We start from the raw sequence: 2353 nt of genomic DNA, 5'->3' as shown, positions 1-2353 counted from the left end.
CATAAAAAAAGACTACAAGGAAGCCATGAAATGGTTCAGACGAGCGGCCGAACATGGTGACAATCAGGCGTATGTCAATATCGGCATCCTGTATGGCAGAGGTGACGGCGTCAGAAAAGACCCGAACCGGGCCGTGCAGTACTATATTCTGGGGGCTCAAAAAGGAGAATCCGAGGCGCAAGGTTTACTGGGAATGGCTTATGCGCTTGGTAAAGGCATCACACAGGACAATGAAAAAGCCCTCTTCTGGTACAAAAAAGCGGCCGGAAACGGCAACATTGATGCCATGAAAGAGCTGGGAGCGATTTATGCCAATGGCCGGCTTGGCGTCAAAAAAGACCCTGAGGAAGCCGAACGCTGGAACGCCATGGCGAAAAAGGCGGAAGAACAGGAACGGAACTGATGCGGTTTCGGGATAAAAATGGAACGGCTGCCCGTTTTCTGTCGGGAAATTTCACTTTTCGCTTTCATGTTGCCACTGGCTGTCCGGTAAGGAACAATCAGGGAAAATGGGGTTGCCATGTCACATCAGGTGACGCAGCAGGAATGCCGAGGCGATGCCCGCCAGAACGGTTGGCAAGAAGGAAAAACGCGTCGCCACGATCAGGGTAATGGCCAGCGCGATCAGATCGGCCGGCCGGTCGGTGGCGAAGTAAGGCGCGATGACGGTGATCAGCACGCAACCGGGAGCGGCTTCCATGACGGCCCGCGTCCCTGGCCCCAGTGTCCGGTTGCGCAAGATCAGGTATCCCATGATGCGGGTCAGGTAGGTGACGCATCCCATCAGTAAAAACGTGACGATGTCGGCCGTTTCGATCATTTTCTGCCTGCCGTGAAAAACGCGTACAACAGTCCGGCCGCCGCGCCGACAGGAACGTACCATGCCCCGGGTAACGCCAGATAGACGGCAATCGCGACGATGAGGCTGATCAGCCAGGGCCGCGCTGCCGCAAATCCCCGCCACATGCCGCGCAGCAGAACGAAAAAAACGGCAGGAAACGCCATGTCGAATCCCCAGTTCTTGACGTCGCCTATCACGGGCCCGATCATGCCTCCCAGCGTCGTACAAACGACCCATGTCGTGTATAAGGTCAGCGCGGCGCCCATATAAAAAGGCAGCGAAAATCCCCGGATGCTGCCGTCGGGTTTGCGGGAGACCGCGTCGTTCAGCCCAAGCGCCCAGCTTTCATCGCACATGAAAAACAGGGCTGCCAGCACCTTTTTTCTCGGCAGATGGCCGAGATAGGGAGAAAGCACGGCACCCATCAGCAAATGCCGGCTGTTGATCAGGAAGGTGATCAGGACGATCACGAGAATGTGCGGCGGGGAAGTCCAGAGTTCTACCGCGGCGAATTCCGAACCGCCGCCGAAATTCAGGGCGGTCATCAGGGGAACTTCAAAAAACCGGAATCCTTTTTGCGAAGCCTGCGCGCCAAGCACCAGTCCGAACGGAATGAATCCCAGCATGACGGGAAAGGCCGTTTTCATGCCTCTGGTGAATTCCCCTGCCTGTTTCGGATGGTCCATGTTTCCGCTGTATTCCGGTTGATCTGTTTTTTATTTTATAGCGGAGCGGTTGAAATTTGGTTCCGATTATTGCTGTAAAAATTCGATTTTTGAAATTAAAATGAGATTTTTTCCATAAATTGGAAGAATATGCCAAATGACTGTTGACGCTGCCGATCGCCGTATTCTGGAATGCCTGCAAAAGGATGGCCGTTTGCAAAATATCGATCTGGCCCGGAAAATCGGGCTCTCCCCTTCACCGTGCCTTCGCCGCGTCCGGCAACTGGAAGAATCGGGGGTGATCGAACGTTATGTCGCGCTGGTCAATCCGGTCAAGGTCGGCATGGGGCTGACGCTGTATGTGAGAGTCTGGCTGACGGGACAGGACACGGATACCGTCGATCATTTCATTTCCGAGGTCAATGCCCTGCCGCAGGTGGTCGAATGCTACCTGATGGCGGGAGATTGCGATTTTCTTTTAAGGATTGTGACTTCCGATCTGGATGAGTACCGGAATTTCCGGATTCCTTGTTCAAATACAACAGGTCGTGATAAGAAAATCCGTCGGGTCAGGATATCCCCCACAGCCACTGTTAAAAAAGACAGCGTGGCCAGAGGCAAACAAAAGGGTAATACCGCCTGTTTTACCCATTAATGAACATTTCACCAGCGTTCCGGTTCTCGGTATATGAGTGCTAAGTCTATCAAATTTCAGCAAAAAACAAAATAACGAACTGGGCAGTTTAACTCCCCGGGTATCGGGGTAAATGAAAACCAATGAGATAAACAGGAAAAATAAATATCTAAATCAAATGATTAAATAACTATTAATGTTCATTAATGGGTA

General features: G+C 52.2%; 4 protein-coding genes. 2 read left to right on the top strand and 2 right to left on the bottom strand.

The genetic code is table 11. The features are described from left to right. Positions 1-403 (top strand): tetratricopeptide repeat protein (locus tag OFAG_RS09405; protein ID WP_040720144.1); only part of this gene is annotated, 403 nt, incomplete at its 5' end. A gap of 120 nt (positions 404-523) precedes the next feature. Here the strand turns inward: OFAG_RS09405 and OFAG_RS09400 are convergent. Continuing rightward, entirely contained in the window at positions 524-820 is a 297-nt protein-coding gene (locus OFAG_RS09400) for an AzlD family protein (RefSeq protein ID WP_005876444.1), read from the bottom strand. After that, complete coding sequence (locus OFAG_RS09395; RefSeq protein ID WP_005876446.1) at positions 817-1527, bottom strand: AzlC family ABC transporter permease; 711 nt, start codon at positions 1525-1527, stop codon at positions 817-819. Before OFAG_RS09395 ends, OFAG_RS09400 begins: the two co-directional genes overlap by 4 nt. A 136-nt stretch (positions 1528-1663) precedes the next feature. On the opposite strand from OFAG_RS09395, the gene OFAG_RS09390 reads away from it, so the two are divergent. After that, positions 1664-2161 carry an Lrp/AsnC family transcriptional regulator gene (locus OFAG_RS09390; RefSeq protein WP_020995193.1) on the top strand — a complete coding sequence of 166 codons (498 nt, stop codon included), beginning with the start codon at positions 1664-1666 and terminating at the stop codon, positions 2159-2161. The last annotated feature ends 192 nt before the right edge of the window (positions 2162-2353 follow it).

It is taken from the genome of Oxalobacter paraformigenes (assembly GCF_000158475.2).
Taxonomy (GTDB): domain Bacteria; phylum Pseudomonadota; class Gammaproteobacteria; order Burkholderiales; family Burkholderiaceae_D; genus Oxalobacter; species Oxalobacter paraformigenes.
Note: the sequence above shows the minus strand (reverse complement) of the source record. Positions and strands in the feature narration are given on the sequence as shown.